This window comes from Billgrantia desiderata, assembly GCF_900108215.1.
In the GTDB taxonomy this organism is placed as follows: Bacteria; Pseudomonadota; Gammaproteobacteria; order Pseudomonadales; family Halomonadaceae; genus Halomonas; species Halomonas desiderata.
In genome coordinates this window covers 38,199-62,637 of sequence record NZ_FNVC01000026.1, presented here as the reverse complement: position 1 = coordinate 62,637, position 24,439 = coordinate 38,199, and the positions used below count along the sequence as shown (strand labels likewise).

Here is a 24,439-nt window from a genome sequence, read left to right as displayed (position 1 = left end):
AGATGGTGCACTCGAGGTGGCAGTGCTGGTCTCCGTGGGCCGCCACCCCGTGACCGGGCGCGCCCGGCGCGCCGATCAGGACGCCCGCGGCGTGGAGCTGGCCCTGTCCCTCGCTGGGGCGCGCATCTCCCTGCTGCACGCCGGCGCGCTCGACGAGGAGAGCGAAAGTGCCTTGCGCGGCTATCTGGGCATGGGCTTCCCCGCCTTGACCCTGGTCGAGCAGCTGCCTGGTGCCGACGTGATCCCCGCTCTGGCCGACAGGCTGAGTGCAGCACGGCCGCAGCTGGTGATCGCCGGCGAGCGCGCCGAGCAGGGCGAAGGCTCCGGCATGCTGCCTTACCTGCTGGCCGAGCGTCTTGGCTGGCCGTTGGTCGGTGGCCTGGCTGCCGTGGAAAAGGTCGAGAATGGCGTGGCCACCCTGCTCCAGGCCCTGCCTCGTGGCCAGCGCCGCCGGCTGCAAGTGCGGCTGCCGGCCATCGTCACCGTCGACGCTGCCGCCGCCGCGGCCCGCCAGAGCGCCTTCGGCCCGGCCCAGCGCGGTGAGATCGAGGCCGAGTCGGCAGCGGTCGAGTGGGACGAGGCGCAGCCGGAGTGGAACGTGACACCGGCCCGCAAGCGTCCCAAGCGGCTCAAGATCGTCAAGGCGGCCTCGGCGCGGGATCGCTTCAAGGCCGCCGCGGCCAAGGCCGAAGGCGGCAGTGGCCAGGTGCTGACCGACGTGACCCCGGAGCAGGGCGCCGAGGCGATCTTCAAGCTGCTCAAGGACGAGGGCGTTCTGCGCTAGCTTTCGATAACGCACCAACGATAACGCACCCACGATAACGCCCTAACCCAATGACGACCCCGGCCTTGGCCGGGGTCGTTGCGTTGGGGGGCGGTATTGGCGGAGATAGGCAGCACCCAGGGCAGTGGCACACACGCCAACCGCGCGCTGGCGGCGGGCCTTGCATCGCTTGCGACAGCGATCCAACCGGTTGGTCTCTTGGAGCTTGGCTTAATGTCTTCCCCCAACAAGAAGACCCCGGCCAAGGCCGAGGTCGCGTGGTGGCTTCTTGCGTGAGGTCGATGGTGTATCAGGCCGGCTTGGCGACCGCCAGTCCACGCTGCTCTTCCCTCAGCCCCTTGACCAGGCAGTAAGCCATGCCCAGCAGTACCAGGGTGAAGGGCAGCCCGGTGGCCACGGCGCCGGCTTGCAGGGCGCCCAGTGCGGTGCTGCCGCCGCCGTACAGCAGGATGCCGGCGATCACGCCTTCCAGCACCGCCCAGAACACGCGCTGGCCGCGGGGGGCATCGGTCTTGCCGCCGGCGGTGATGTTGTCGATCACCAGCGAGCCGGAATCCGACGAGGTGATGAAGAAGATCAGCACCAGCAGGATCGCCAGACTGGAGGTCAGGGTGGTCAGCGGCAGGTGCTCGAGCATCTGGAACATCGCCAGCGAGACGTCGCTGATGCCGTCGGCCAGGGCACCGACGCCGGCCACCGACTGGTTCAGTGCGGTGCCGCCGAAGGCACTCATCCACACCAGCGTGACCAGGGTCGGCACCAGCAGCACGGCGATCAGGAACTCACGCACCGTACGCCCGCGGGAGACCCGCGCGATGAACATGCCGACGAAGGGCGACCAGGAGATCCACCAGGCCCAGTAGAACACGGTCCAGCCGTGGTACCAGACGGTATCGTCGCGGCCGACCCAGTTGGAGAGCGGCACGATATGGCTGACGTAGGCCAAGGTGGTGTGCCACAGGTTGTTGACGAACAGCAGCACGCCGCCGGTCACCAGCACGAAGGTGAGCAGGCCCAGGGCGAGCATCATGTTGATCTTGGAGAACAGCTTCACGCCGCCGTCGATGCCGCGCCACACCGAGAACAGGGCCACGGCGGTGACCACCACGATGATCGCCAGCTGGGTGCCGATGGTGTTGGGCACGCCCCACAGGTAGTTGAGGCCGCCTGCCGCCTGGGAGGCACCGAAGCCCAGCGAAGTGGCCAGGCCGAAGATGGTGGCCAGTACCGCGACGATGTCGATGATGTGACCGAACCAGCCGCGCACTCGCTCGCCGAGGATCGGCGTGAAGGCCGAGCGCAGGGTCAGCGGCAGGCCGCGGTTGTAGGCGAAGAAGGCCAGCGACAGCCCCACCACGCCGTAGATCGCCCAGGGGTGCAGGCCCCAGTGGAACATGGTGGCGCCGATGGCCGCGCTGGCCCCGGCCGGGGTGTGCGCCTCGGCGTTGAGCGGGGTACCGTACCAGTCGGTGTAGTAGGCCACCGGCTCGGCCACGCTCCAGAACATCAGGCCGATGCCCATGCCCGCGGCGAACAGCATGGCGAACCAGGAGGTGGTCGAGTACTCCGGGCGGGCCTGGCTGCCGCCCAGGCGGATGCGCCCCAACGGCATCACGATCAGCGCCAGGCACAGCAGCACGAAGAGGTTGCCGGCAATCATGAACAGCCAGTCGAAATACTCGATGGAGAAGCCGCGGGCCGCGGTGAGGTGGCTGTTGGCGGCATCGGGATAGATCAGGGCGTAGAGGATGAAGGCCAGAATGGCCAGGGCCGAGAGAGGGAACACGGGATGGTGGAAGTCCATCCCCAGCACCTGGGCGTTGTCCTGCCCGGGTTTGAGGATTGGCACATCGTCATGCTTCATGGGGATTCCTCGCATGTTGTTGTTGGCATCCGCAAGCGGCAGGCGCTCCCGGGCGAATCATTGTTGGGCCAGGGCGGCGAGGGGTATGTCGTGAAAGCGACCTCCAGCTATCCGTTGGCTCATTACCGCGGCGACGTGTCTCGGTCAGGCAAGTGGAGGTCTCTGTGGGGCAAGTGCCACTTGGTGGAGGGCATAGGCTGAAGCGGCGGAATGTGCCGCCCCATGACAACAAAGCACTGGAGCCAGCCATGAGCCAAGCCAACCGAGGCGTCGTCTACAAGGGCCCGGGTAAGGTCGATGTCGAATCCATCCCCTATCCGGAACTCGCCCTTGGCAATCGCAAATGCGACCACGGTGTGATCCTGAAGGTGGTCACCACCAATATCTGTGGCAGCGACCAGCACATGGTGCGCGGCCGTACCACTGCGCCCGCCGGCCTGGTGCTGGGCCACGAGATCACCGGCCTGGTGGTCGAGTGCGGGCGCGACGTCGAATTCATCAAGCCGGGCGACCTGGTCTCGGTGCCCTTCAACATCGCCTGCGGGCGCTGTCGCAACTGCAAAGAAGGCAAGACCGGGATCTGTCTCAACGTCAACCCGGCACGCCCCGGTGCCGCCTACGGCTACGTCGACATGGGCGGCTGGGTCGGCGGCCAGACCGAATACGTCATGGTGCCCTACGCCGACTTCAACCTGCTGAAGTTCCCCGACACCGATCAGGCCATGGAGAAGATCCGCGACCTGACCTTGCTCTCCGACATCTTCCCCACCGGCTTCCACGGCTGCGTGACGGCAGGCGTCGGGCCGGGCAGCACCGTCTACATCGCCGGTGCCGGCCCGGTGGGGCTGGCGGCGGCGGCGTCGGCCCAACTGCTGGGGGCGGCCTGCGTGATCGTCGGCGACATGATCGAGGAGCGTCTGGCCCAGGCGCGCAGCTTCGGCTGTGAAACCATCGACCTGACCCAGGAAGGCGACATGGCCGACAAGCTGGAGGCGATTCTCGGCGAGCGCGAGGTCGACTGCTTCGTCGACTGCGTCGGCTTCGAGGCCCACGCCTGCGGCTGCAATCACGACAAGGAGGCGCCTGCCACCGTGCTCAACTCGGCGATGCAGATGACCCGCGCCGGCGGCCAGATCGGCATCCCGGGCCTCTACGTGACCGAAGACCCGGGCGCCGTGGACGATGCCGCTAAGCAGGGCGCGCTGAGCATGCGCTTCGGTCTTGGCTGGGCCAAGTCCCACTCCTTCCACACCGGCCAGTGCCCGGTGATGAAGTACCACCGCCCGCTGATGCAGGCGATCCTGTTCAACAAGATCAAGATTGCCGATGCGGTCAACGTGCAGGTGATCTCGCTGGACCAGGCGCCGCAGGGCTATGCCGATTTCGATGGCGGTGCCGCCAAGAATTTGGTTATCGACCCCCATGGCAGCGTGGCCGCCTGAGAAGTGCCTGAACCGGCTGACGGCGAGCGCTGAAAGGCGGCGCCGCCAGCCATTTCGGGATATCGACCCCCATGGCAGCGTGGCCGCCTGAGAAGTGCCTGAACCGGCTGACGGCGAGCGCTGAAAGGCGGCGCCGCCAGCCATTTCGGGATATCGACCCCCATGGCAGCGTGGCCGCCTGAGGAGCCGCCCGAGCTGGCCGACGCTGCACCTTGAAAGCGGCGCGGTCAGCTATTTCGCGGTTCGCCCGTGCGGCAGCGTGGTCGCCTGACGGCCGAGCGGGTAATCTAGAGGGAGCGAACGACGGTAACGGTAGCGGGAGGTGAGAAAGATGATGTACGCCGACTTGATCGATGCAGAGGACTTCCGTCAGCGCCTGGTGGCGCTGGGCATCGACCTGCCTGCCGATGCCGACCCCGATACCTGCGCCCGGCTTGCCGTCCAGCGACAGGCCGAGGCGGGGGTGCCCGGTCTGGAGGCGCTGGTCGCCGAGCTGGAGGCGCAGACCGGCGTCATGCTGCCCGAGGTGCGCGAAGCGCTGGTGAATCATCTGCGGCCAATCGCTGGCTAGCCAACGGCACAAGCCCTACCGCTGTCAGCTGTTGATCGAACCCGAGTAAAACGAATCGCCCCCGGCCAAGGCCGGGGGCGATCTCTTTAGTCACGAGACGTGGGCGGTGCCTAGCCCCTGACCACCTGCAGGTGAGGGGCGCTGTGGCCCAGGTTCTCCTGCATCCGTTCGCTGTACCAGTCGATGAAGTCGATCACGCCGAACTCGTAGGTCTCCGAGTAGGGGCCCGGCTGGTAAGCCTTGGAGTTGATGCCGCGCTGGTTCTCCTCGGCCAGGCGCTTGTCCTGGGCGTTGGTGGCGTCCCATACCCGGCGCATCTCCTCGGGCTGGTAGTCGACGCCCTCCACGGCATCCTTGTGTACCAGCCACTTGGTGGTCACCAGGGTCTCCTGCGGACCCAGCGGCAGCACGCGGAACACGATGGCGTGGTCGCCCATGAAGTGGTTCCAGGAGTTGGGCAGGTGCAGGATGCGCAGCGAGCCCATGTCGGGGCTGGTCAGGCGGCCCATCAGCTTGGCGCAGGCCGGCTTGCCGTCCATGGTCATCGAGACCACGCCATCCAGCAGCGGGGTGCGGGTCAGCCGGTTGCGCTTGCCGAAGCGCTTGAGCTGCCAGGGAATCTGCTGCTCGTCCCAGTCGGACTGCTTCTTCGCCACCAGCGCCTTGTAGGCGGGCGTGGCGCGGGGATCGTCGGTGTCGTCGAACTCCTGCAACGAGTTGAGCAGCTCCGGGTGGGAGCCGTTGCAGTGGTAGCACTCGCGGTTGTTCTCGATGACCAGCTTCCAGTTGGCCTGCTCGACGATGTTCGACTCCACCGCGACCTTGAGGTTGCCCATCTCGTAAGGCTCGAGATAGTGCTCCAGGGTGATCAGGAAGTCGTCGATGACGGGCGGCTGCTCGGCCAGGCTGATGAAGATGAAACCGCCGCCGGTGCGCACGTGGACCGGCTTCAGGCCATAACTGCCCAGGTCGAAGTTCTCGCCCATGTCGCTGCCGGCGAACAGCAGGCGGCCGTCGAGCTCATACGTCCACTGATGGTAGGGGCAGACCAGCTTGGCCACCTTGCCCTTGTCGCTGACGCACAGCCGCGAGCCGCGATGACGGCAGACGTTGTGGAACGCATGGATGGTACCGCCGTCGCCGCGTACCAGGATCACCGGGTTGTCGCCGACCTGCAGGGTCATGTAGTTGCCCTTGGCGGGAATCTCGCAGGTCATGCCGGCGAACAGCCACTCCTTGCCGAAGATCTCCTGCATGTCCAGCGCGAACAGGCGGGCATCGTTGTAGAACGGCTGGGGCAGCGAGAAGTTGCGCTCGCGCTCGGCGAGCATCGCGACGACGGCTTCACGCGCCGGGTCCAGGGGATCGTCCAGAGTGGTGGGTGAGATCGGATCCATGGAGAGACATCCTCATTGCTGGCCGCGGTTGCGGCATCGGTCGAATTGTTGGTTTTCGCCAGGGAGCGGCATAGTAATTGTCTTGGGTGCCGAGTACGAATACGGCGAGTGTGGATCAGCCACAGGTCACTCAGTTGTCTGCCGACGACCCGAAAGCGTTCAGTCGCGACCAGTGGGTGCAGAAAAATCGCCACAAGTGGAAGCCAGGGGTACGTTCGTGTCGCAGTCAGGCAAGTCGTGGGCTTGCCTGCTGACGCAGAATTCGATCAACGGCAGGCGGTGTTCCGCAGTCGGAGCCTTCCACGCTGATCAATGCCAGGCGACTCGACATGACCATGAACTTTCTCAATCCCGTCACGACCCAGACCTGGACCAACGGCCGCCACCTGGTGCGCTGCGTCAAGGTGATCCAGGAGACCTGGGACGTTCGTACCTTCTGCTTCATGGCCGAGCAGCCGGTGCTGTTCTTCTTCAAGCCGGGGCAGTTCGTGACCCTGGAGCTTGAGATCGACGGCGAGCCGATCATGCGCTCCTATACGATCTCCAGTTCACCGTCGATTCCCTACAGCTTCTCGATCACCGTCAAGCGGGTGCCCGGCGGTAAGGTTTCCAACTGGCTGCACGACAACCTGAAGGTCGGCGACGAACTGGCGGTGCATGGCCCGGTGGGCAACTTCAATTCGATCGACTTTCCCGCCGACAAGGTGCTGTTCCTCTCCGGTGGCGTGGGCATCACGCCGCTGATGTCGATGACACGCTGGTTCTTCGACACCAACGCCAACGTCGACGTCGAGTTCATCCACAGTGCGCGCGCCCCGCGGGATGTCATTTACCATCGCGAACTAGTGCACATGTTCTCGCGGATCCCCGAGTTCAAACTGCATATCGTCTGTGAGAAGAAGGACGACATCGGCGAGGCCTGGGCCGGCTATCGCGGGTATTTGACCCAGCCGATGCTCGAGCTGATGGCGCCCGACTACCTCGAGCGGGAGATCTTCTGCTGCGGCCCCACGCCGTACATGAACGCGATCAAGCACATCCTGCGCGAAAACGGCTTCGACATGAGCCGCTACCACGAGGAATCCTTCGGCGCCACGCCGCTTGACGTGCGCGAGGAGGTGCTGGAGCTGGCCGAGCAAGCCGAGGCCGAGGCGGAGGAGATCGATTACGCCGACATGCTCAGCGTCGAGTTCGTCGGCTCGGGCAAGAGCGTACGCATTCAGCCTGGCGAAACGGTTCACTCGGCTGCCGCCAAGCTCGGCTTGCACATCCCCAAGGCCTGCGGCATGGGGATCTGCGGCACGTGCCGGGTAGGGCTCAAGTCCGGGCAAGTGGACATGGAGCACAACGGCGGCATCACCGACGAGGACGTGGCAGAGGGCTATATCCTCTCCTGCTGCAGCAAGCCCCTGGGCGACGTGGTGGTCGACTACTGACGACGGCACCGGCGAGGCTCAGCCGTGGCGTGACTCGTCGAACAGCTCGTCGACGCTGCACACCTCGCCGCAACGGTCCAGCGAATAGCCGGGCAGCTCGCGCACGGCCTGCTGGAACGGCGCGCTGCGGATCATCTCGAGCAGACGTACGACGCTGGGGTCGGCCAGGCTGCTGCGCTGACACAGCAGCAGATAGTGCTCGCTGGCCAGCGGCAGGAAGTCCAGGCCGAACTGGCGCGCGGCGGCCTCGACGCCGAAGCCGACGTCGGCCATGCCGGCGGCGATGTAGGCGGCCACCGCGGAGTGGGTGTACTCCTCCAGCTCGAAGCCACGGATGCGCTGCGCCGAGAGGCCCACTTCCCGCAGCAGGATATCGAGCAGCGCCCGGGTGCCGGAAGCCTGCTGGCGGTTGATGAAGCGCACGTCGCCACGCACGAGATCGGCCAGGCCGGCCACACCCTTGGGATTGCCCGGTGCGAGCATCAGCCCCTGACAGCGGGTGATGAAGCGAATGATGCAATGGCTGCGCGGCCGCAGCTGACGGCGGTAGCCCTGCATCAGCGGACCCTGGGTCGCCGAGGTCGGCATGTGGTAGCCGGCCACGTCGCAGGCGCCGCGATTCAGCGCGGCCAGGGCCTCTGCCGGGCTGCAGTACTGTAGATCGAGCTGAAAGTCGCTGGCGAACCTGGGCAGCAGCGCCACTGCATAGCCGTGGCTGGCGTGCATGCGCAGCACCGGTTCGACGCCCTCGAACAGCTGCTGCAGCTCGAGATTGAGCTCCGAGCCCAGGCTCTCCAGCTGCGGACCGAGCCGGGCGGCCACCCGTTGGCGTGCCCACAGCAGCTTGTCGCCCAGTGGAGTGAGCCGTGCGCCGCGCCCCTTTTGCATTTCCACCAGCGTAACGCCGAAGAATTCCGCCCACTTGTTGAGCAGGTTCCAGGCATGGCGGTAGGAGATACCGGCCTCGGCAGCGGCCTCGGTCAGCTTGCCGCTGCGATGGATGCCCTGCAGCAGCCCGAACAGCTGCGGATCCAGGCGGTTGCCGGCCTCGTCGGTGAAGGACCAGGCAGGTTCGATTTTAATACGTTTCATATGATGTGTTTTTCATATTTCGTAACCCAGGCAGGACTGCTACCTTCACAAATACGCACCATCAATGATGCTACGGGCACCTTATCCAATATATGCACTGTAGTACATAAATAAGTGGTACATAACTAGACCGTAACCAGCAGCTTCGAACGTACCGACGCAAGTCGCCAGAAGATGCGCTCCATACGTTCGCTTCGAGGCCAGGCCATGCTCAACAGCCCATTCCCTTCATGGACGCCCCAGCTGATTCAGGACGAGATCGACGCCCTGAAGCACAAGCCCGGCGCTCTGCTCCCCATCTTGCACGCGATCCAGGACCGCTGCGGCTACGTGCCGCGCGAGGCGGTGCCGCTCATCGCCGAATCGCTGCAGCTCACCCGGGCCGAGGTGCACGGCGTGATCAGTTTCTACCATCACTTCCGCACCACGCCGCCGGGGCGCCACGTGGTACAGATCTGTCGCGCCGAGGCATGCCAGGCGCGGGGCTCACGGGCGCTGGAAATGCACGCGCGGGACACCCTGGGGATCGACTACCACCAGACCACCGCCGACCGCGAGATCACCCTGGAGCCGGTCTACTGCCTGGGCAACTGCGCCTGCGGCCCGTCGCTGCGCGTCGACGATCGCATCCTGGCCCGGGTCACCCCCGAGCGCTTCGACCGGCTGGTCGATGAACTGACCACCCAAGTGCTGAAGGTGAGCTGATGACCACGAAACTCTTCGTTCCCCGCGAGACCACCGCGCTGGCGCTGGGCGCCGACGAGGTCGCCCAGCGCATCGAGGCCGAGGCCGAGGCCCGTGGCGTCGAGATCGAACTGGTGCGCAACGGCTCCCGCGGGCTGTTCTGGCTGGAGCCGCTGGTCGAGGTCGAGACCACCGCCGGGCGCATCGCCTACGGGCCGGTGGCCCCCGAGGACGTGGCCGGGCTGTTCGATGCCGGCCTGCTCGAAGGCGGTGAGGCATCGTCGCTGTGCCAGGGGCCGGCCGAGGAGATTCCCTATCTACAGGCCCAGCAGCGTCTGACCTTTTCGCGCATCGGTGTCACCGACCCGCTGTCGCTGGAGGACTATTGCGCCCACGACGGCTTCCGCGGCCTGCGCCGGGCGCTTGGTCTCGCTCCCCAGGCCATCGTCGACGAGGTCAAGGCCTCCGGCCTGCGCGGTCGCGGCGGGGCGGCGTTCCCCACCGGCATCAAGTGGCAGACCGTGCTCGACGCCCCTGCCGCGCAGAAGTACATCGTCTGCAACGCCGACGAGGGCGACTCCGGCACCTTCGCCGACCGCCTGGTGATGGAGTGCGACCCCTACCTGCTGATCGAGGGCATGGCCATCGCCGGCCTCGCCGTGGGTGCCACCCAGGGCTACGTCTACCTGCGCTCGGAGTATCCGCTGGCCCAGGAGATCTTCAATGAGGCCATCGCCCGCGCCGAGGCCGCCGGCTATCTCGGTGGCGACATCCTCGGCAGCGGCCGGACGTTCCACCTCGAGGTGCGTCTGGGGGCCGGCGCCTACATCTGCGGCGAGGAGACCTCGCTGCTCGAAAGCCTCGAAGGCAAACGCGGCATGGTGCGCTTCAAGCCGCCGCTGCCGGCCATCGAAGGCCTGTTCGGTCAGCCCACCGTGGTCAACAACGTGCTGTCGCTTGCGGCGGTGCCCTTCATCCTCAGCGACGGCGGGCAAGCCTACGCCGACTACGGCATGGGCCGTTCACGCGGGACCCTGGCGCTGCAGCTGGCCGGCAACGTCCAGCGCGGCGGGCTAGTGGAGCTGGCCTTCGGCACCACCCTGCGCCAGCTGATGGAGGAATTCGGCGGCGGTACCTTCACCGGACGACCGCTGCGTGCGGTGCAGGTAGGCGGCCCCTTGGGCGCCTACCTGCCCGAGAGCCAGTGGGACCTGCCGCTCGACTACGAGGCCTTCGCCGAGGTCGGTGCAGTGCTCGGTCATGGCGGCGTGGTGATGTTCGACGACACGGTGGACATGGCCGAGCAGGCGCGCTTCGCCATGGAGTTCTGCACGGTGGAGTCATGCGGCAAGTGCACTCCCTGCCGCATCGGTGCGGTGCGCGGCGTCGAGGTGATCGACCGCATCCGCGCCGGCGAGCGTCGTGAGGCCAATCTCATACTGCTCGCCGACCTGTGCGAGACCATGGTGGACGGCTCACTCTGCGCCATGGGCGGCATGACGCCGTTCCCCGTGCAGAGCGTGATGAAACACTTTCCCGACGATCTGCAGCGCGACGCGCAGCCGCATTGAGCGGGAGGAGGCCCGATATGTTGAACTATTACGATCCCAAGCAGACGCCCGCTCCGCAGCACTTCTTGCCGGAGCGCGACTACGGCACCCCGGCGCGGCTCTCCGAGACGCTGGTCAGCCTCGAGATCGACGGCGTCGCGATCACCGTGCCCGAAGGCACCTCGGTGCTGCGCGCCGCGGCGCTGGCCGACATCAACATTCCCAAGCTGTGCGCCTCGGACAACCTCGAGGCGTTCGGCTCGTGCCGCCTGTGCGCGGTGCAGATCGAGGGCAGGCGCGGCCTGCCGGCCTCCTGCACCACGCCGGTCGCGGCCGGTATGAAGGTCACCACCCAGAACGCGCGGCTGGCCAAGCTGCGGCGCAACGTGATGGAGCTCTACATCTCCGACCACCCGCTGGACTGCCTGACCTGCCCGGCCAACGGCGACTGCGAACTGCAGGACATGGCCGGTGCGGTGGGGCTGCGCGAGGTGCGCTACGGCTTCGACGGCGAGAATCACCTGGACGCCGAGACCGACGACTCCAACCCCTACTTCAGCTTCGACCCCAGCAAGTGCATCGTCTGCTCGCGCTGCGTGCGCGCCTGTGAAGAGGTACAGGGGACCTTCGCCCTGACCATCGAAGGGCGCGGCTTCGAGTCCAAGGTCGCCGCCGGCCAGAGCGAGGCGTTCATGGATTCCGAATGCGTCTCCTGCGGCGCCTGCGTGCAGGCCTGCCCGACCTCGACGTTGATGGAAAAATCGGTGATCGAACAGGGCCAGCCGGAGCACAGCGTGGTGACCACCTGCGCCTACTGTGGCGTGGGCTGCTCGTTCAAGGCCGAGATGCAGGGCGACCGGGTGGTGCGCATGGTGCCGTACAAGGGCGGCGACGCCAACCACGGCCACTCCTGCGTCAAGGGCCGCTTCGCCTTCGGCTACGCCACCCACCCCGACCGCCTGAAGACGCCGATGATTCGCGAGTCGATCGATCAGCCCTGGCGTGAGGTGGGCTGGGAGGAAGCGATCGCTTTCGCCGCCCAGCGGCTCAAGGCGATCCAGGCCAAGTACGGCCGCGAGAGCATCGGCGGCATCACCTCGTCGCGCTGCACCAACGAGGAGACCTACCTGGTGCAGAAGCTGGTGCGTGCGGCCTTCCGCAACAACAACACCGACACCTGTGCCCGGGTGTGTCATTCGCCCACCGGCTACGGCCTCAAGACGACGCTGGGCGAGTCCGCCGGCACCCAGACCTTCGACTCGGTGATGCAGGCCGACGTGATCGTGGTCATCGGCGCCAACCCCACCGACGCCCACCCGGTGTTCGCCTCGCAGATGCGCCGTCGCCTGCGCCAGGGCGCCGAGCTGATCGTCGTCGACCCGCGCCGCATCGACCTGCTCAAGACCCCGCATCATCGCGGCGCCCAGCATCTCGCCCTGCGCCCCGGCACCAACGTGGCGATGATCAACGCCCTGGCCCACGTGGTGATGAGCGAAGGGCTCGAGGATCGCGAGTTCATCGCCAAGCGCTGCGACGCGGCGGGCTATCAGGCCTGGCGCGAGTTCATCCTCGACCCGCGCCATGCGCCGGAGAACGTCGAGGCGATCACCGGGGTGCCCGCCGAGCAGGTGCGCCGCGCCGCGCGCACCTATGCCCAGGCGCCCAACGGCGCGATCTACTACGGCCTCGGCGTCACCGAGCACAGCCAGGGCTCGAGCATGGTGATGGGCATCGCCAACCTGGCCATGGCCACCGGCAACATCGGCCGCGAAGGGGTGGGCGTCAACCCGCTGCGCGGGCAGAACAACGTCCAGGGCTCCTGCGACATGGGCTCCTTCCCCCACGAGCTGCCTGGCTACCAGCACGTCGGCGATCCCGCCGTGCGCGAGCGCTTCGAGGCGGCCTGGGGCGTGCCCATCGACGACGAGCCGGGCCTGCGCATCCCCAACATGTTCGATGCCGCCGTGGCCGGCGAATTCAAGGCGCTCTACGTGCAGGGCGAGGACATCGCCCAGTCCGACCCCAATACCCAGCACGTCGAGCAGGCGCTGCGCTCGCTGGAGTGCCTGATCGTGCAGGACATCTTCCTCAACGAGACGGCCAAGTTCGCCCACGTGCTGCTGCCGGGCTCCTCGTTCCTGGAGAAGGACGGCACCTTCACCAACGCCGAGCGGCGCATCAACCGGGTGCGCAAGGTGATGCCGCCGCTGGCCGGCAAGCAGGACTGGGAAGTGACCGTGGATCTGGCCAATGCGCTGGGCTATCCCATGCACTACGACCATCCGTCGCAGATCATGGACGAGATCGCCGGCCTCACGCCGAGCTTCACCGGGGTCAGCTATGCGCGGCTCGACGCGCTGGGCAGCATTCAGTGGCCGTGCAACGAGGCGCACCCCGAGGGCACCCCGACCATGCACATCGAGGACTTCCCCATCGGCCTGGGTCAGTTCGCCATCACCGACTACGTGGCCAGCGACGAGCTCAGCAACCGCCGCTTCCCGCTGCTGCTGACCACCGGGCGGATCCTCTCCCAGTACAACGTCGGCGCCCAGACCCGACGCACGCACAACCAGGCCTGGCACGACGAGGACGTGCTCGAACTGCACCCGGCCGACGCCGAGCTGCGCGGCGTGCGCGACGGCGACTGGGTCGGCATCACCAGCCGCGCCGGCCAGACGGTGCTGCGTGCGCGGATCAGCGACCGCATGCCGCCGGGGGTGGTCTACACTACCTTCCACCATCCGGGCAGCGGAGCCAACGTGATCACCACCGACAGCTCCGACTGGGCGACCAACTGTCCGGAGTACAAGGTGACCGCCGTGCAGGTCGAGAAGGTCAGCCAGCCGTCCGCCTGGCAGCAACAGTTCCAGACCTTCGACCGGCTGCAGCTCGAGCTGCTGCGCGGTGGGAACAAGGACGAAGCGGGCCAGGCTCTCAGCGGAGCGCGTGAATGAGTGACGACCACAGCCGCTGCCGGGTTCCGGTGGACGTGCGCCGGGCTGGCAGCGCCGAGCGACTGGAGGACAGCATCGCGGTGGAGACGCCGGTGGCGCTGGTCTACAACGGCATCTCCCATGCGGTGATGATGGCCACGCCGGACGATCTCGACGACTTCGCCCTCGGCTTCAGCCTCACCGAGGGCATCCTGCACACGCCGGATGAGCTTTACGCCATCGAGGTGCGCCAGGAGGACGGCGGCATTGCTGTCCATCTGGAGATCGCCACCCAGCGCTTCATGGAGCTCAAGCAGCGCCGCCGCAGCATGGCCGGGCGCACCGGCTGCGGACTGTGCGGCACCGAGTCGCTGGAGCAGGCGATCCGTCCGGTGGCCGCGGTGACCGCACCGGTGGTCTCCGACGGTGCCATTCAGCAGGCGCTGGAAGCGCTGAAGTGGCACCAGCCGCTGCAGCGCGAAACCGGCGCCACCCATGGCGCCGCCTGGTGCGACCTCGGCGGGCAGATCCAACTGGCGCGTGAGGACGTCGGTCGCCACAACGCCCTGGACAAGCTGATCGGCGCCATGCTGAGTCGTCGTCTCTCGGTGGGGGACGGCTTTGCGCTGGTCTCCAGCCGGGCCAGTTACGAGATGGTGCAGAAGTGCGCCAGCGCCGGCATCGGCTGCCTCGTCGCCGTCTCGGCCCCCACCTCGCTCGCCATCGAGCAGGCACGCCAGGCCGGCTTGCTGCTGGTCGGCTTCGCCCGCACGGGGCGCCACGTCATCTATCATCAGCCGGCACGCGAAGCCGTGCCGGTCGTTCAAGTCAGCGGAGGTTGAAGTCGCCATGAGCCGCAGTCAGCTCGATACCCTGATCCACATGGCGAATCAGATCGCCGCCAACAATGCGCACTACGGCGATGATGCCGCCGAGCGCGTGTATACCCACCTGAAGAAGTTCTGGGCGCGCAGCATGAAGCGCCAGATCGTCGACTATCTCCAGCAGGACGGCAGCGAGCTGTCGCCCCTGGCCCGGCAGGCCATCGAGCGGCTGGCACAGAGCCAGAGCGAGACGCATTCGGCGAGCGCCTGACGCCCGATACCGGTCTTTCCCGCGCTTTTTCAACGAAAGGAGGCGAGCCCCTCTTTTGCCTTAGCGTGCCTATGGTATATTCGGCCCATGCGTCTCATGGTTCGGTTGGCGACCTTGTTCCCAGCCCCATGTGACGAGATCCCCTCGAAGGGAGGCATGCCATATCTTCATGGTACGGGCCATGGCGGGTCCGAATAATTCGATCGGCTCGAGTCGACGATAACTCCACTACGCACGGGCAGGGGCTCATGAACAGGCCATTCTTCCAGGCTGCCGCCTTGACGGCAGGCTTCTTCGCGTTTGGGCCGGCGGCCCAAGCCAATATTCCCGAATCTTCTCATAATCTCAATGGCGTGATGCCGGACACGCCGACGCTGTGGCAGGTGCTGGACGCGGTGGCGCAGCCCGAAGGGCTGACCGCCGACGAGGTGTGGCTCAGCATCGACCTGCGCAACCGCCGGGTGCGGGTGATGCGCGGCGAGCATGAGATCAAGCGCATCGAGCATCTCGCCTTCGGTGCCGGCGGGGCGGCGCCGCTGCGCGCCAAGGGCAGCTCGATGACGCCGATCGGCGAGTTCCGCGTCGACCGCATCAACCGTGCCTCGCGCTTCGGCCTGTTCTTCGGCTTCGACTACCCCAACGCCCAGGTCGCCGAAGAAGCCCTGCGCAGCGGCAAGATCACCATGCAGGAGTACTGGTACATCGAGAACTACCGGGCACGCCACGGGCGGGCACCGCATACCACGGCGCTGGGCGGGTTGATCGGGATTCATGGCCTGGGGCAGGGCGACCCCGAGATCCATCGCAGCTTCGATTGGACCGAGGGCTGCGTGGCGGTCAGCAACGAGGAGATTCGTGCGCTCGACCCGTGGCTGCGCATCGGCACGCGGGTGGTGATCAAGGGCTAGCGCCAAGCCTTGCGTCAATAGGGGGAGCTGGCGGAAGAGCGTGGGAGTCGAACCCACCAGGGACCGCTGGCAGCCCCTGCCAGATTTGAAGTCTGGCCGCCCCACCGGGGGTCGATCCTCTTCCTTGAGTCGTTAACGCCACATCTCGGCGTTGCGTATCACGCGCTCGTCTCCGATACGGCGCGTGTAGCCTACCTTATCAAAGAATTCGAGTATGTGTATGGCCAGCTTGCGGCCGGTGCCGACGCGGTCGCGAAAGGCGGCTGCGCGGATCCTGCCGTGCTCGCGCTCCAGCGCCTGCACGATGGCGGCCATCTCGGCCACCGTGGCGGCCGGATAGAAGTGGTCGCGGCGTACCTGGTAGAGCCGGCCGAGGCGGGCGCAGGCGTTGAGCGCCTCGCGGATGCGGCCTTCGTCTAGGCTTTCGCTCGTTGCCAGGTCGCGCACCCGCGGCGGCTGGAAGCGTGCGGCGACGATGCGCGGCGCGAGCCGCTGCCACAGCGCCTCGTCCGCCTCGCTCAGGCTGGCGTGGTGGCCGGGCTGGGCGACGAAGGGGCCGTGGGCGACCAGCTTGCCGGTGGCCACCAGCCGCTCGATCAGCTGCCGGCCCGTCGTCTCGGGCAGCTGCGGCGCGGCCTGGCGAGTCAGCCGGCCGCGCTCGGTGCCCAGCATCGAGGGCTCGCGCTCGTGGTTGGCAGCCACGCTGTCGAGCAGTCGGGCTTCCAGGGCCGCGATGGCTTCGGCGGAGAAGGCGCGGAGCTGCCCTCGACTCGGCAGCGTAACGCCGCCCAGTGCCGCCACCGCGTCGACCAGCGCCGCCGGCTCGAGGTTGGCGTTGCGCGCCAGGGCGTCGAGATCGATGCCGGCAGGCTGCAGGCGTAGCCCGGCTTCCAGCGCCGGTGCCAGGTCGAGCGGCGTGCTGTCGGCGCAGCGGGCCAGGGCGGCGAGCCAGGCCAGCCGTTCGGGACGGCGCTGGCCGCGGCGCGGCGGGTCGCCCTCCAGCACCGTGGCCCCGCCCAGGGTGATGCCTGCGGCAGGATCGCGAATCACGCAGCGGTCGCCCAGGCAGGCGTGTACCGGTTCCTCCAGTACCAGTTGGCCCAGCATGCTCTCGCCGGGGGCGAGCTGCTGGCCTTCCAGCAACGAGAGGCGCCCGCTATAGCGGCCCACGCCCAGGTGCACCTGCACCGGCGTCCAGTGCTTCACGCCGGGGGCCGAGTCGAGCAGTCGTAGCGCCACGTCCAGGCGTCGCAGTGGCGGTGCGTCGAGCGCCTCGGCAACGAGCCAGTCGCCGCGTCGAATGAGATCGCGGTCGATGTCGGCGCCGGCCAGGTTGAGCGCCACGCGGTCGCCCTGGTGCGCCCGGTCGCTCTCGCGGTGCTGGCGGCGCAGGCCGCGCACCCTGGCCTTATGGCCGCCGAGGGCCAGGCGTAGCGTGTCGCCCTCGTTCACTTGGCCGGCCAGTGCGGTACCGGTCACCACCACGCCGGCGCCGCGCTTGGTGAAGACCCGGTCGACGACGAAGCGGAAATGGCCGCGCACGGCGGTGTCGCGCTGCATCGCGGCCATCGCCCACAGCCGTTCGCGCAGGGCATCCACCCCTTCGCCGCTTGTGCTCGACACCTCGTGGAGCGGTGCCTCGGCCAGCGGCGTATCGGCCAGCAGGGCGGCGATCTCCTCGCGTACCTGGCGGCGGCGCGCGGCATCGACCCGGTCGACCTTGGTCAGTGCCACCAGGCCGCGGTCGAGTCCCAGCAGAGAGAGGATCTGCAGGTGTTCGACGGTCTGCGGCATCACGCCGTCGTCGGCAGCCACCACCAGCAGCACCGTATCGACCCCGGCGCTGCCTGCCACCATGTGATGCAGGAAGCGCACGTGACCGGGCACGTCGACGAAGCCGAGCTCGACGCCCTCGGCCACCTCGGGATAGGCGAAGCCGGGCTCGATGGTCAGGCCGCGGGCCTTCTCTTCCTTCAGCCGGTCGGTATCGATACCGGTGAGCTGCCGGATCAGGGCGGTCTTGCCGTGGTCGACGTGGCCGGCGGTGCCGACGATCACGCTTGGCCTCCCGGCGGGGCCGCGCCATAGAGGCGGGGCAGCTGCTCCAACTGACCGAGGAAGGCGGCGATTTCCGCCTCGCCGGCCAGGCAGCGCAGGTCGAGCAGCAGGGCGCCGTCGTTGAGGCGCCCGATGACCGGGCGCGGCAGCCGGCGCAGGGCGGCTTCCAGGCGCTGCAGCTGACGCTCGCGCTGGCGTCGCTGCTCGGCGCGGGGGCGCCATGTCAGGGCCCGGCTGGGCAGCCGATCCACCGGCAGCGAGCCGCTACCGAGCTGGCTGGCGCAGGGGGCGAGCGTCACCTTGAAGTCGCTGAGTAGATCGACCGCATGGGGCAGCAGGCGCTCGCCGGTGGCGACGATCTCCGCCTCGGCGCGGGACAGCAGCGCCAGGGTGGGGATGTCGCGCTCGGGGGCGTCGCTGTCGCGGTAAAGGCGCAGGGTGGCCTCCAGCGCCGCCAGGGTGAGCTTGTCCAGGCGCAGGGCGCGCTTGAGCGGGTGGCGCTTGATGGTGGCGATGGCTTCCCGGCGACCGACGATGATGCCTGCCTGGGGGCCGCCGAGCAGCTTGTCGCCGCTGAAGGTGACCACGTCGGCGCCGGCGGCGATGGCGTCATTCGGCTGCGCCTCGTAGGGCAGCCCCAGGGCGGTGAAGTCGGCCAGCGCGCCGCTGCCCAGGTCGACCAGCAGGGGGACGCCGTGAGCGTGGGCGATCTCGGCCAGCGTGGACTCCGGCACGCTCTTGGTGAAGCCGGTGATGGCGTAGTTGGAGGTGTGGGCCTTGACGATCAGCCCGGTGTGCTCGCCGATGGCGGACGCGAAGTCCTGTGGGTGGGTGCGGTTGGTGGCGCCCACCTCGCGCAGCCGGCAGCCGGCCGCCTGCATGATGTCGGGCATGCGGAAGGCGCCGCCGATCTCGATCAGCTCGCCGCGGGAGATCAGCGCCTCGCGTCCGGCCCCCAGGGCGCCCAGCGCCAGCAGCACGGCACCGGCGTTGTTGTTGACCACGGTGGCGGCCTCGGCGCCGGTCAGCTCGCACAGCAGGTCCTCGACCAGGCGGTCGCGGTCGCCGCGCCCGCCATCCTCCAGGTCGTATTCCAGCGCCGTGGGGTGGCGCGCGGCATCGGTCATGGCGGCGATGGCGGCCTCGGCGAGGGTGGAGCGGCCCAGGTTGGTGTGGATCACGGTGCCGGTGAGGTTGAACACCGCGCGGGAAGCCGGGCGGGCCAGCTCGGTGAGCCGCGCCAGCGCGGTGGCGGCCAGGACGTCGCCGTCGGCAATCTCGCCGGCCTTCCGGTCACCGGTGAGCTGCTCACGGGCCTCGTCCAGGGTCTGGCGCACCGCACGCCGCACGAGGCGGTGGCCATGGCGGGCACGGGCCGCGGCCACGGCGGGGTGGGCCAGCAGGGTATCCACTGCGGGCAGGCTGCGTCGAACGTCCATTGTCGTGCTCATGTCCATGTCGGAGCGATCATCCCTCGGTCAGCGAGGGTGGCGTTGCCAGGCGCCTAAGCGCACTGTGGCTCCCTATGGCATAGCATGTCCGACCGCGCGGCGTCCAACCGCCGGCTCAGCCTTCGGCGATCAGCAGCGGGTTATAGCCGCTGCGCCGGTAGCGCCCCTCCTCGCCCAGCAGCAGGTCCAGCGCCAGGCTGCCCAGGTCGTCGGCCAGCGGCTCGGCCTCGGCGTCCAGCGTGCGGGGGAATATCTTGAGATAGCTGCCGCAGTCGCCGCAGGCCTCGGCCTGGGCCACCTCGGCAGTCGCCTCGTCTTCCTCTGCGCTCGCTTGCGGCGCCAGGCTCAGGTAGCCGAGCTTGCCGCTCTGCTCGCACACGCTGCACAGGGAGCGTTCGAAGTACCACTGGGTCGCGCACAGGCCGCACTGCAGGTAGCGCACGCCGCTGCAGCTGGCCTCGCTCTCGATCACGCTGGCCACCGGCGGCGAACCGCAGCAGGGGCACAGGGTGCGTATCTCGCCGCTGGGGCGAGCCGGCGCGTGCGGCAGCGCCTGCACCAGCCGCTGCCAGGCTACCTGCAGGGCCGCGGCGATCAGCGGCATCAGGCCACGGTGCTGCTCGTCACCGGCCTCACCGGCAAGCAGCTGGGCCACCAGCTGCTTCAGCGTGGCGTCGGGCAGTTCGCGCAGGGCGGCGATGAGGGGGCGCTGTGCTGCGCCCACGTGCAGCTCCAGCGCGCCGAGCAGGGCCGCCAGTTCGCCCGGGATGTCGATGTCGTCCTGCAGCGCCTGGGCATTCAGGGGCGGCATGCCGTGCTCGAGTGCCAGACGAAATGCCTCGGGCTCGGGCTGCCAGCCCGTGGCGCGCTCCAGCGCCACCTGCTGGGCGGTGGCCACTTGGGCCATGAAGCCGAGAAACTCCCCCAGCGGTGCGTTGCGCTCGGCCAGCGCCTGCAGACGCCGCGCGCGCCGGGCGAAGTGGTCGTCGGCGGGCAGGCGGACCTCGGGCGGCTGCATGATCCCCATGGGGGCATTGCCATAGGCGTGGTTCACGGCGATTCCCCTTTGCGGCTTTCGTGGCGGCGGCTGATCTCGCGGTGCTTGCGCTCCTTCTCCATCTCCTCCTCGTACCACAGGTCGTGATGGTGGCGGGCCCAGGCCTTGCTCACCCGGCCGCGAACCATGGCCTGGAACGAGCCCTTGACCCAGATGCCGGAGTAGATGTGGATGATCAGGGTGATGATGGCGAGGAAGGCGAGGTAGGCGTGGCCCATCGACGCCAGCCGGCGCAGGGTGAGCGGCACCTCCTCGCCGACCAGCGGTTGCCACATCAGCACGCCGGTGATCAGCAGCAGCGGTACGCACAGCAGCATGACCCAGTACACCAGCTTCTGGCCGGCGTTGTTCTTGCCCACCGGTGGCAGCTTCTCGTCGCGGTTGGCCAGCACGTCGTCGATCTGCTTGAGCCACTGCACGTCATGACGCTTGAACAGACTCTCCTTGAAGAAGCGGATCGCCATCAGCACGAACAGCAGCGACATGAACAGGCCGATCCACGGATGCAGGATACGGGTCATGGTAGGGCCGCCGAACAGCCCCGTCAGCGACCAGAAGAAGGGGTGAAAGAAGGGCAGCCCGCTGAGCACCAGCAGCACGAAGCTGATGGCGACGAGCCAGTGCAGCAGGCGTGTCCAGACGCCGTAGCGCAGCAGCTGTGGGTCCGTCTTGGCCAGGCTCATGGTCGCTCCTCCCGCTCGTCGCTTGCCTCCCGCTCTCGTTGGCGGGCCTCGTCGTCGCGCACCGCCTGTTCGTCATCCTCGCCGTGCTCCTTGGGCCCGGCGGTGGCGTAGTGGAGAAAGCCGGTCAGGGCGGCAAGGCCGATGGCTGCCGAGGCCAGCGGTTTGGTCACCCCCTTCCAGGCGCTGACCATCGGGCTGATGCTGGGGTTCTCCGGCAGGGCGCTGTAGATCCCCGGCTTGTCGGCGTGCTGCAGCACGTAGATCACGTGGGTGCCGTCGACGCCCTCGGGGTTGTAGACCCCGGCGTTGTCGAAGCCGCGGCTCTTGAGAAAGTTGGTGCGGGTCTCGGCCAGGTCGAGCATGTCGTCGCGGGTGCCGAACATGATCGAACCGGTGGGGCACGATTTGACGCAGGCCGGCTCCAGGCCGTGGAACACCCGGTCGGAACACAGTGTGCACTTGTAGGACTTGCCGTCCACCTCCGAGATGCGCGGCACGTCGAAGGGACAGCCGGTGACGCAGTAGCCGCAGCCGATGCAGTGCTCGGAGTTGAAGTCGACGATACCGTTGGCGTACTGCACGATGGCGCCGGGGGCCGGGCACGCCTCGAGACAGCCGGGGTCGGCACAGTGCATGCAGTTGTCCTTGCGGATCAGCCACTCCAGGTTGCCCTGCTCGTTCTCGTACTCGTCGAAGCGCATCACCTGCCAGGTGTTGGGGGTGAGGTCGAGCGGGTTGTCGTATTCGCCGACGTTGTTGCCGACCTCGTCGCGCAGGTCGTTCCACTCGGCGCAGGCGACTTGGCACGCCTTGCAGCCGATGCAGCGCGACACGTCGATCAGCTTGGTCACCGGGTCGATGCCGCCCGTTCGCTCCTGGGGCGAGGGTACCGTGGTCGCCGAGCGGGCGATGATGTTCTGCAGATTGACCTGTTCGCCTCTCATCTTTGGCCTCCTTGCCCTGTGCCTACAGCTTGTCGACGCGCACCAGGAACGACTTGTACTCGGGTGTCTGGGTATTGGCGTCGCCCACCGAGGGCGTGAGCGTGTTGGTCAGATGGGCCTTCTTGGTTTCGCCGAGGAAGCCCCAGTGCAGCGGAATGCCCACCTGATGCACCGTCTTGCCGGCCACCTGCAGCGGGCGAATGCGCTTGGTCACCACCGCCACCGCGTCGATGTGGCCGCGCTTGGAGCTGACCCGCACCCGGTCGCCCTTGGCGATGCCCAGCTCCTGGGCCAGGCTTTCGCCGATCTCGACGAACTTCTCCGGCTGGGCGATGGCGTTGAGCCGGTTGTGCATCGTCCAGTAGTGGAAGTGTTCGGTCAGGCGATAGCTGGTCGCGGCGTGGGGAAACTCCTCGAAGGTGCCGAGGTTTTCGCGATCCTGCGGGAAGATGCGCGCCCCCGGGTTGTGCTTGGCCAGGGGGTTGTCCGGATGCAGCGGATTGCTGGCGATGGGCGTCTCGAAGGGCTCGTAGTGCTCGGGGAAGGGACCCTCCTTCATGCGGTCGCGAGCGAACAGCTGGCCGCGTCCGGTCTGGTTCATGATGAACGGGCCCTGAGTCGCCTCGGGCGGCGAGTCCTCGGGGAAGTCGGGCACGTCGTTGCCGACCCAACGCTCGCCGTCCCACCACACCACGGCCTTGTTGGCCGCCCAGGGCGTGCCGTCGGGGCGGGCGCTGGCGCGGTTGTAGAGGATGCGGCGGTTGGCCGGCCACGACCACGCCCAGCCCAGCGTCTGCCCGGTGCCGTAGGGGTCGGAGTTGTCGCGGCGCACCATCTGGTTGCCGCCCTCGGTCCAGCAGCCGGCGAAGATCCAGCAGCCGCAGGCGGTGGAGCCGTCGGCGCGCAGGAAGCCGAAGTCCTCGATCTGCTCGCCGGCGCGTACCACCAGGTTGCGGTCCTCGTCGAAGACGTCCTCCAGCGCCCAGCCGTTGTACTCCCGGGCCAGCTCTTCGGGGCTCGGCTCCTCCGGCCGACGGTAGGGCCAGTGCAGGTTGAGGATGGGGTCGGGGAAGGCGCCGCCCTCCTCCTGGTAGAGCCGTTGCATGCGCAGGAAGATGCCGGCCAGGATCGCCGTGTCGGGCTTGGCTTCACCCGGCGGCGGCGCCGCCTGCCAGAACCACTGCAGCCAGCGCGAGCTGTTGACGATGGTACCGTCCTCCTCGGCGAAGCTGGTGGTGGGCAGGCGGAACACCTCGGTGTCGATGGCGGCAGGATCGACGTCGTGATACTCGCCGTGGTTCATCCAGAATTCCGCCGTTTCGGTCCTCAGCGGGTCGATCACCACCAGGAACTTCAGCCGCGACAGCGCCTCGGTGACCTTGGCCTTGTGCGGGAAGGCCGCCAGCGGGTTGAAGCCCTGGCACAGGTAGCCGTTGATCTCGCCATGATGCATGCGCTCGAAGGTGTGCAGGATGTCGTAGAGGTCCTCGCCCATCTTCGGCAGCCAGTCGTAGCACCAGTTATTGGCTTCGGTGGCGGCGTCGCCGTACCACGCCTTCATCAGGCTGACGTGGAAGCGCTCGTAGTAGCGCCAGTAGGAGATCTCCTCGGGCACCAGCGGCGGGCGGGCGCGCTCGAGAATGAAGTCCTCGTAGTCCTGCTCGTCGTCGTCGGGCAGGGTCAGGTAGCCGGGCAGCTGGTCGGAGAGCAGCCCCAGGTCGGTCAGGCCTTGGATGTTGGAGTGGCCGCGCAGGGCGTTGACCCCGCCGCCGCGCATGCCCATGTTGCCCAGCAGCAGCTGGACGATGGCCGCGGTACGGATGATCTGCGAGCCGATGGAGTGCTGCGTCCAGCCCAGCGCATAGAGGAAGGTCATGGTCTTGTCGGGGGCCGCCGTCTCGGCGGCCATGTCCCACACGTGCTGGATCTTCTCGCGCGGCGTGCCGCACACCGACGAGACCACGTCGAGGGTGTAGCGGCTGTAATGCTGGCGCATCAGTTGGAACACGCAGCGTGGATGCTGCAGCGTCTCGTCGCGCAGGGCGTGACCGTCCTCGTCGTACTGGTACTGCCAGCCCTCCATCTCGTATTCGCCGTTGTCGGCGTCGTAGCCGTTGAACAGGCCGTCCTCGAAGCCGAACTCGTCGGCCACCAGCAGGCTGGCATCGGTGTAGGCGAGCACGTAGTCGCGCTGGAAGCGACCGCTCTCGATCAGGTAGTGGATCAGCCCGCCGAGGAAGGCGATGTCGGTGCCGGTGCGAATCTCGGCGAAGTAGTCCGCTACCGCGGCGGTGCGGGTGAAGCGCGGGTCGACCACTACTAGCCGGGCGTCGTTGTGCTCGCGCGCCTCCATTACCCAGCGGAAGCCCACGGGATGCGCTTCGGCAGGGTTGCCCCCCATGCCGATGATCAGGTCGGCATTGCGAATGTCGACCCAGTGGTTGGTCATGGCACCGCGACCGAATGTTGGGGCAAGACCTGCCACCGTCG

At 67.6% G+C, this 24,439-nt stretch carries 19 protein-coding genes and 1 tRNA gene; 10 read left to right on the top strand and 10 right to left on the bottom strand.

Annotated elements, in window-relative coordinates; all coding sequences use genetic code 11:
* The first annotated feature begins 16 nt into the window (after positions 1–16).
* Complete coding sequence (gene etfB, locus C4S71_RS18950) at positions 17–784, top strand: electron transfer flavoprotein subunit beta (protein ID WP_200825330.1); 768 nt, start codon at positions 17–19, stop codon at positions 782–784.
* A 289-nt stretch (positions 785–1,073) separates the two neighbouring features.
* Here etfB and C4S71_RS18945 read toward each other — a convergent pair whose 3' ends face one another.
* Positions 1,074–2,648 (bottom strand): BCCT family transporter, encoded by a 1,575-nt coding sequence (locus tag C4S71_RS18945; protein WP_103970203.1) that lies wholly within the window; start codon positions 2,646–2,648, stop codon positions 1,074–1,076.
* Between the two features lie 248 nt (positions 2,649–2,896).
* Here C4S71_RS18945 and fdhA point away from each other — a divergent pair, with 248 nt between their 5' ends.
* Together fdhA and C4S71_RS18935 are read left to right on the top strand one after the other, a co-directional pair.
* Entirely contained in the window at positions 2,897–4,090 is a 1,194-nt protein-coding gene (fdhA, locus tag C4S71_RS18940; RefSeq protein ID WP_103970202.1) for a formaldehyde dehydrogenase, glutathione-independent, read from the top strand.
* Positions 4,091–4,421: 331 nt separating this feature from the next.
* Positions 4,422–4,661, top strand: coding sequence for a hypothetical protein (locus C4S71_RS18935; protein ID WP_103970201.1), 240 nt, complete (start codon positions 4,422–4,424; stop codon positions 4,659–4,661).
* Positions 4,662–4,771: 110 nt separating this feature from the next.
* Here C4S71_RS18935 and C4S71_RS18930 read toward each other — a convergent pair whose 3' ends face one another.
* Positions 4,772–6,058, bottom strand: coding sequence for an aromatic ring-hydroxylating oxygenase subunit alpha (locus tag C4S71_RS18930; RefSeq protein ID WP_103970200.1), 1,287 nt, complete (start codon positions 6,056–6,058; stop codon positions 4,772–4,774).
* 329 nt (positions 6,059–6,387) lie between these two features.
* Here C4S71_RS18930 and C4S71_RS18925 point away from each other — a divergent pair, with 329 nt between their 5' ends.
* A complete protein-coding gene (locus tag C4S71_RS18925) occupies positions 6,388–7,494 on the top strand; it encodes an FAD-binding oxidoreductase (RefSeq protein WP_086509114.1) in 1,107 nt (368 codons plus the stop codon).
* An 18-nt stretch (positions 7,495–7,512) separates the two neighbouring features.
* Here C4S71_RS18925 and C4S71_RS18920 read toward each other — a convergent pair whose 3' ends face one another.
* Positions 7,513–8,586, bottom strand: a complete 1,074-nt coding sequence (locus C4S71_RS18920; RefSeq protein ID WP_086509115.1) for a substrate-binding domain-containing protein — start codon at positions 8,584–8,586, stop codon at positions 7,513–7,515.
* Between the two features lie 207 nt (positions 8,587–8,793).
* Here C4S71_RS18920 and C4S71_RS18915 point away from each other — a divergent pair, with 207 nt between their 5' ends.
* The 6 genes from C4S71_RS18915 to C4S71_RS18890 all read left to right on the top strand — a co-directional run bounded on the left by C4S71_RS18915 (position 8,794) and on the right by C4S71_RS18890 (position 15,756).
* Positions 8,794–9,291 (top strand): formate dehydrogenase subunit gamma, encoded by a 498-nt coding sequence (locus C4S71_RS18915; RefSeq protein ID WP_010625842.1) that lies wholly within the window; start codon positions 8,794–8,796, stop codon positions 9,289–9,291.
* Positions 9,291–10,841 (top strand): formate dehydrogenase beta subunit, encoded by a 1,551-nt coding sequence (locus C4S71_RS18910; protein ID WP_103970199.1) that lies wholly within the window; start codon positions 9,291–9,293, stop codon positions 10,839–10,841. Before C4S71_RS18915 ends, C4S71_RS18910 begins: the two co-directional genes overlap by 1 nt.
* A gap of 17 nt (positions 10,842–10,858) precedes the next feature.
* Positions 10,859–13,774, top strand: a complete 2,916-nt coding sequence (gene fdhF / locus C4S71_RS18905) for a formate dehydrogenase subunit alpha (protein ID WP_103970198.1) — start codon at positions 10,859–10,861, stop codon at positions 13,772–13,774.
* Complete coding sequence (gene fdhD, locus C4S71_RS18900) at positions 13,771–14,595, top strand: formate dehydrogenase accessory sulfurtransferase FdhD (protein WP_103970197.1); 825 nt, start codon at positions 13,771–13,773, stop codon at positions 14,593–14,595. Before fdhF ends, fdhD begins: the two co-directional genes overlap by 4 nt.
* A gap of 7 nt (positions 14,596–14,602) precedes the next feature.
* Complete coding sequence (locus C4S71_RS18895) at positions 14,603–14,848, top strand: formate dehydrogenase subunit delta (protein WP_086509120.1); 246 nt, start codon at positions 14,603–14,605, stop codon at positions 14,846–14,848.
* A gap of 248 nt (positions 14,849–15,096) precedes the next feature.
* The gene (locus tag C4S71_RS18890; protein WP_086509121.1) at positions 15,097–15,756 is read left to right on the top strand and encodes a L,D-transpeptidase; all 660 of its coding nucleotides are present in this window, start codon (positions 15,097–15,099) and stop codon (positions 15,754–15,756) included.
* A 28-nt stretch (positions 15,757–15,784) separates the two neighbouring features.
* On the opposite strand, the gene C4S71_RS18885 is transcribed toward C4S71_RS18890, so the two are convergent.
* The 7 genes from C4S71_RS18885 to fdnG form a co-directional block, all read right to left on the bottom strand.
* Positions 15,785–15,880, bottom strand: a tRNA-Sec gene (locus C4S71_RS18885).
* 8 nt (positions 15,881–15,888) lie between these two features.
* On the bottom strand, positions 15,889–17,814 hold the full coding sequence (gene selB / locus C4S71_RS18880) for a selenocysteine-specific translation elongation factor (RefSeq protein ID WP_103970196.1): 1,926 nt from the start codon (positions 17,812–17,814) through the stop codon (positions 15,889–15,891).
* Complete coding sequence (gene selA / locus C4S71_RS18875) at positions 17,811–19,253, bottom strand: L-seryl-tRNA(Sec) selenium transferase (protein ID WP_217873797.1); 1,443 nt, start codon at positions 19,251–19,253, stop codon at positions 17,811–17,813. Before selA ends, selB begins: the two co-directional genes overlap by 4 nt.
* Before the next feature lie 127 nt (positions 19,254–19,380).
* Complete coding sequence (gene fdhE / locus C4S71_RS18870; protein ID WP_200825328.1) at positions 19,381–20,319, bottom strand: formate dehydrogenase accessory protein FdhE; 939 nt, start codon at positions 20,317–20,319, stop codon at positions 19,381–19,383.
* Positions 20,316–21,005: a formate dehydrogenase subunit gamma gene (locus C4S71_RS18865; protein WP_103970195.1), complete on the bottom strand. Its 690-nt coding sequence runs from the start codon at positions 21,003–21,005 to the stop codon at positions 20,316–20,318. Before C4S71_RS18865 ends, fdhE begins: the two co-directional genes overlap by 4 nt.
* Positions 21,002–21,949 (bottom strand): formate dehydrogenase subunit beta, encoded by a 948-nt coding sequence (gene fdxH / locus C4S71_RS18860; protein ID WP_086509138.1) that lies wholly within the window; start codon positions 21,947–21,949, stop codon positions 21,002–21,004. Before fdxH ends, C4S71_RS18865 begins: the two co-directional genes overlap by 4 nt.
* A gap of 22 nt (positions 21,950–21,971) precedes the next feature.
* Entirely contained in the window at positions 21,972–24,434 is a 2,463-nt protein-coding gene (gene fdnG, locus C4S71_RS18855) for a formate dehydrogenase-N subunit alpha (RefSeq protein WP_103970194.1), read from the bottom strand.
* Between the last annotated feature and the right edge of the window lie 5 nt (positions 24,435–24,439).